This is a genomic window from Leifsonia sp., from assembly GCF_051955155.1.
In the GTDB taxonomy this organism is placed as follows: domain Bacteria; phylum Actinomycetota; class Actinomycetes; order Actinomycetales; family Microbacteriaceae; genus Leifsonia.
In genome coordinates this window covers 1-5248 of record NZ_JBQCGZ010000119.1, presented here as the reverse complement: position 1 = coordinate 5248, position 5248 = coordinate 1, and the positions used below count along the sequence as shown (strand labels likewise).

Annotated in this window: 6 protein-coding genes; 5 read left to right on the top strand and 1 reads right to left on the bottom strand. The window is 73.3% G+C overall.

The window, feature by feature from the left end; translation table 11 throughout:
• The 4 genes from ACTHMF_RS12910 to ACTHMF_RS12895 all read left to right on the top strand — a co-directional run.
• On the top strand, window positions 1-322 hold a 322-nt coding region (locus ACTHMF_RS12910; protein WP_440318100.1), incomplete at its 5' end, for a zinc finger domain-containing protein.
• Window positions 323-332: 10 nt separating this feature from the next.
• Window positions 333-971, top strand: coding sequence for an FMN-binding negative transcriptional regulator (locus ACTHMF_RS12905; RefSeq protein ID WP_440318098.1), 639 nt, complete (start codon window positions 333-335; stop codon window positions 969-971).
• Complete coding sequence (locus ACTHMF_RS12900; protein ID WP_440318097.1) at window positions 968-2413, top strand: amidohydrolase; 1446 nt, start codon at window positions 968-970, stop codon at window positions 2411-2413. The genes ACTHMF_RS12905 and ACTHMF_RS12900 overlap by 4 nt, the downstream gene beginning before the upstream one ends.
• The gene (locus tag ACTHMF_RS12895) at window positions 2410-3090 is read left to right on the top strand and encodes a class I SAM-dependent methyltransferase (RefSeq protein WP_440318095.1); all 681 of its coding nucleotides are present in this window, start codon (window positions 2410-2412) and stop codon (window positions 3088-3090) included. The genes ACTHMF_RS12900 and ACTHMF_RS12895 overlap by 4 nt, the downstream gene beginning before the upstream one ends.
• Here the strand turns inward: ACTHMF_RS12895 and ACTHMF_RS12890 are convergent.
• Window positions 3080-3562 carry a Dps family protein gene (locus ACTHMF_RS12890; protein ID WP_314147283.1) on the bottom strand — a complete coding sequence of 161 codons (483 nt, stop codon included), beginning with the start codon at window positions 3560-3562 and terminating at the stop codon, window positions 3080-3082. The genes ACTHMF_RS12895 and ACTHMF_RS12890 overlap by 11 nt on opposite strands.
• A 156-nt stretch (window positions 3563-3718) precedes the next feature.
• Here ACTHMF_RS12890 and ACTHMF_RS12885 point away from each other — a divergent pair, with 156 nt between their 5' ends.
• Window positions 3719-5107 carry a sensor histidine kinase gene (locus tag ACTHMF_RS12885; RefSeq protein WP_440318092.1) on the top strand — a complete coding sequence of 463 codons (1389 nt, stop codon included), beginning with the start codon at window positions 3719-3721 and terminating at the stop codon, window positions 5105-5107.
• Window positions 5108-5248 lie beyond the last annotated feature (141 nt).

The window sequence follows — 5248 nt, the reverse complement described above, 5'->3', positions numbered from 1 at the left end:
CATCGGCAACGTCTACCGCGCCGAGCTGCTGTTCCGGGCCAGGCAGAACCCGCACACACCGGGGAAGCAGGTGCCGGAGGACACCGTGCGCGCCCTGTGGCGCGACTGGGTGCACCTGCTGCGGATCGGCGTCGAGACCGGCCAGATGATGACGATGGACGACCTCGACGAGGAGTCCTACCGCCGGGCGATGGCCAAGCGCGAGGACCGGCACTGGGTCTACAAGCGCGAGGGGCTGCCCTGCCGGGTGTGCGGGACGCACATCGTGATGGAGGAGCTGGGCGGCCGCAAGCTGTACTGGTGTCCCAAGGATCAGAAGTAGGAGGACCGCCATGCGGCAGAACCCCAGCTTCACGCTGACCGACCGCGCGGAGATCGAGCGGATCATCCGCGAGAACCCGTGGGGCACCTTCGTGAGCAACGCCTCCACCGGGCTGGTCGCCTCGCACTACCCGGTGATCCTCGACGACACGCGCGAGGAGCTCAGCATCGTCAGCCACGTCGGCCGCCCCGACGAGCAGCTGCACGAGCTCGGCGAGCACGAGCTGCTGGTCATCCTGCAGGGGCCGCACGGCTACATCTCCTCCAGCTGGTACGACGCCGACCCGGCGGTGCCCACCTGGAACTTCGTCGCCGTGCACCTCTCCGGCGTCCCCGAGATCCTGAGCGCCGAGGAGAACCTGCAGGTGCTCGAGAAGCTGGTCGACCATTTCGAGCGCGAGCTGCCGGAGCCGCGGCAGATGCGCGGAACCCTCGCGGACGAGCGCTACGCCGAGCGGATCTCCGCCGGGACCGTCGGGCTCCGGCTCACGCCGACGCGGATCGTCGCCAAGCAGAAGATGAGCCAGAACCGTCCCGACCACATCGTGGACAGCATCCTGGCGGAACTCGGCGGCGATTCGCCGTACGCGAGCGACGCGCTGCTGCGCGAGATGCGCATCGTGCACGACCGGCGCCGCGCCGCGCGATGACCCTGCTGCTGACCGGAGCGCGCATCCCCGGCGGCGGCGCGGTCGAGATCGCGGTCGACGCCGGCCGCATCGTTGGCGTCGGCGAGCGACTGGAGGCGCCCGGCGCCGAGCGTCGCGACCTCGCCGGCCGGTGGGTCGTCCCCGGTCTCTGGGACCAGCACGTCCACTTCACGCAGTGGGCGCAGACCGCGCGCCGCCTGGACGTCTCGCGTGCGACCTCGGCCGCCGAGGCCGCCGCTCTCGTCCGGCAGCGCGCCGAGGCGCAGCCGGGCGACGACGTGCTCGTCGGCTTCGGCTTCCACGACGCGCTCTGGGCCGACGCCCCGTCGCGCCGGCTGCTCGATGAGGCGGCGGGGGAGCGTCCCGTCGTCCTGATGGCGGGCGACCTGCACTGCTCGTGGCTCAACACGGCGGCCGCCCGGCTGTTCGCGCCGGGGTCGGAGGACGCTCTGCTGCGCGAGGACGAGAGCTTCGCCGTCACGAGCAGGCTGACCGCCGCCGACGAGGCGACCCTCGACCGCTGGGCCGCGGACGCGGCGCGCGCCGCGGCCCGGCGCGGCGTCGTCGGCATCGTCGACCTCGAGTACGGCTGGAACATCGACACCTGGTCGCGGCGGCTCGCCGGCGGACGGGGCGACCTCCGGGTGGAGTCCGGCTTCTACCGCGAGGACCTGGAGCGGGCCGTCGGCATGGGCCTGCGCACCGGCGCTCGGATCGAGGGTACGGGCGGGCTGCTCACGGCCGGCCCGTTCAAGGTCATCTCGGACGGCTCGCTCAACACCCGCACCGCGCTGTGCCGCCGGCCCTACCCGGACGGCGGCCACGGCGTCGCGAATCTCTCGCCGCGTGAGCTGATCGAGGGGATGCGGACGGCGGTGAGCGCCGGGATCGAGCCGGCCGTGCATGCGATCGGGGACGAGGCGAACCACCGTGCACTCGACGCGTTCGAGGAACTCGGGGCGGTCGGCCGGATCGAGCACGCCCAGCTCATCGATCCCGACGACGTCGCGCGCTTCGCGCAGCTCGGGGTGACGGCGAGCGTCCAGCCCGAGCACGCGATGGACGACAGGGACGTCGCCGACCGGCTGTGGTCGGGACGGACGGCGGATGCGTTCCCGCTCGCCGCGCTCCTGAACACCGGCGCGCGGCTGGCGTTCGGCTCCGACGCGCCGGTCGCGCCGCTCGACCCGTGGGTCGCGATCTCCGCGGCCGTGTTCCGCAGCAGGGACGACCGCGACCCGTGGCACCCCGAGAGCGCGATCCCGGCGGAGGCGGCGCTCGGCGCCTCCGTCCGCAGCAGGATCGCGGTGGGCGCGCCCGCCGACCTCGCGGTGATCGAGCGCGACCCGCTCACCGCCTCAGCAGCCGAGCTGCGCAGCATGCCGGTCGCGGCGACGCTGCTCGCCGGCCGGTTCACGCACGACGGACTCGGTGACGCGTGACGTCGCCCGACCGGCGGACCCGTCGCCAGCAGCGCACCTGGCGCCGCCAGGCGACGCGCTACGACGAGCAGATCGGCCGCGCCGAGAGCGGCGTCATCGGCACGGCGCGCCGGTGGATCGGTGAGCGCGCGTCCGGACGGACGCTGGAGGTCGCGGTCGGCAGCGGCCGCAGCATCCCGTTCTACCGGGACGATGTCGAGCTGACCGGGATCGACCTCAGCCCGGAGATGCTCGCGATCGCCGACACCCGCGTGGCCGGTCGTGCGCATCCCGTCGACCTGATGATCGGCGACGCGGAGGCGCTGCCCTTCGACGACGCCGAGTTCGACACGGTCGTGTGCGCGCTTGCGCTGTGCAGCATCCCGCGCCCGGCGCTTGCGATCGCGGAGATGAAGCGGGTGCTCCGGCCCGGCGGCACGCTGCTGTTGGCGGACCACGTGCGCAGCACCTGGCCTCCCGTGACGGCCGTGCTGTGGATCGCGGAGCTGTTCACCGTCCCGGTGCAGGGCGAGCACCTCACGCGCAGGCACCTGGCGACGGTCCGCTCCGCCGGCCTCAGCGTCGTCGAGCACGAGCGCCGGTCGTTCGGCATGGTCGAGACCATCCGTGCCCTGAACACGCCGTCGCCCCCGGACGCGGGTCCGGGGGCGACGGTCGAGCGGGGTCCTACTCGCTGATGTGCGCGAACAGGAACCAGCGGTCCTTGTCGAGGCCGCGCGCGATCTCGATCGCGACGTCCTGGCTCGTCTGGTCGAGCTCGTCGAGCTCCTTGACCGCGGTGTTCACGCTCGCGAGCGCCGCGTCGATCTGCGCGATGACCTCGGCGATCGTCTCGTTCGAGCGGCGGAAGCCGGCGGTGAGCTCGCCCGTCGTGGTCTTGGCCGCGACGGTCGCCAGGCGCGCGTCGACCGGGAGGCCGAGGGCGACGATGCGCTCCGCGGCCAGGTCCGCCCACTCCTGGGCGTGCGCGACGATCGTGTCCAGCAGCTCGTGCACGCCGATGAAGTTGGCGCCACGCACGTGCCAGTGCGCCTGCTTTCCGTTGACGACGAGAGCGGTGAGGTCGATGACGACGGGGCTCAGGAACTGAGCGACCCCCGCCGCGACATCCGGGTTCGAAACGCTCTGGGTTGCAGCGATGTCCGTCATGTGAGGCGTCCTTTCTTCTGCCTGCGTCAACGCTACTGCGCCCGCGGAATTCCGCAACGAAGCTGAGGCTGCGCTAACCCGGGGCGGGTTAACCCCCGCATGGTTCGGGGAGGGTGCCGGGTGGGGAGCCGCGGCGGCTCCCGCGAGGCTGGAGGCATGACCCAGACCACTTCTGCCACGCTGGATGCCGTGACCCAGACGACGCCCCCGACGACGCCGCCCGCGCCCGCCGCCCGCACCACGTACGGCTCGCTCTGGCGCGGGGTGCCGCGTGAGCTGGGCTTCCTCCTTCTCACCATGCCGATCGCGATCATCGGGCTGTCCGTGCTGCAGACGATGTTCTGGTTCGGCGTCGGAACGCTCGTGATCTACGTCGGCCTGTTCGTGCTGATCGCCACCTTCTACACCGCGCGCGGCTTCGGGACGCTGGAGCTGGTCCGCCTCGAGTGGGCGGGCCGGCCGCCCGTGACGCGCCCGAAGTGGGAGCGGGGCGACAAGCCGCGCTCGTTCTGGCGGTCCGCGTTCGGGCCGTTCGTCGACGGTCACTACTGGCTGTACCTCCTGCACGGGCTGTTCATCAACCCGGTCGTCAGCATCGTCAGCTGGGCGATCACCATCGCCTGGACCTCCGTTGTCCTCGGCGGCCTGACCTCCTGGATCTGGCGCCCGTTCATCCCGCGCGGCGACCAGGACGTCTTCCTCTCCCGGATCATCGTGGACGCCGTGTTCGGCGTGCACTCGGACTTCGACCCGATCGCCGGCGACCGCATCCTGGAGCTCATCCTCGGCGTGGTCTTCGCGGCCACCCTCCCGTTCGTCACGCACGGTCTGACGTTGATGCACCAGGGCATCGCCCGCGGCCTGCTCGGCTCGTGGCGCTCGGAGGCGCTGCAGCGCGAGGTCGCCGACCTCTCCGCATCCCGCGGCGCCGCGGTCGCCGCGGAGGACCAGGCGCTCCGCCGCCTGGAGCGGGATTTGCACGACGGCCCGCAGCAGCGCCTCATCCGGCTGCAGATGGACATCGCGGCCGCCGAGCGCAAGCTCGCCGACGACCCCGACGCCGCCGCGGCCCTGCTCGCGGAGGCCAAGCAGCAGGCGGGCGACACCCTGCAGGAGCTGCGCGCCCTCTCCCGCGGGTTCGCGCCGCCGCTGCTGCAGGACCGCGGCCTCCTGGCCGCCTCCGAGTCGCTGGCCGCGCGCAGCACGGTGCCGATGAGCGTGGAGTCCTCGCTCGCGCCGGGGGAGCGGTTCAGCCCCGAGATCGAGCGCAACGCCTACTACGTGCTCGCCGAGCTGGCGGCGAACCTCGCCAAGCACTCCGGGGCGACCGCGTCCCGGCTGGTCCTCGACCGTCGGATCGACGCGACCGGCACCGCGTGGCTCGACGTCTGGCTGACCGACAACGGCACCGGCGGCGCGAGCACGCTGCCCGGCCACGGCCTGAGCGGCCTCGCCGAGCGCGTCCACGGCCTGCGCGGCGAGCTCGTCGTCGACAGCCCAGAGGGCGGCCCAACACGGATCGGCGCGCGCATCCCGCTCGCCTGACGGAGCTGCGCCGCCGACCGGTGGCGGGCGCCCCCCCCCCCGGGCGCGCCCGCGGCGGGGGGCCCCGGGGGGGGGGCGAGGGGTGGGGGGGGGGCGCGCCCGCCCCCCCCCCCCCGGGGGGCCCCCGCCCCCCCCCCGTCC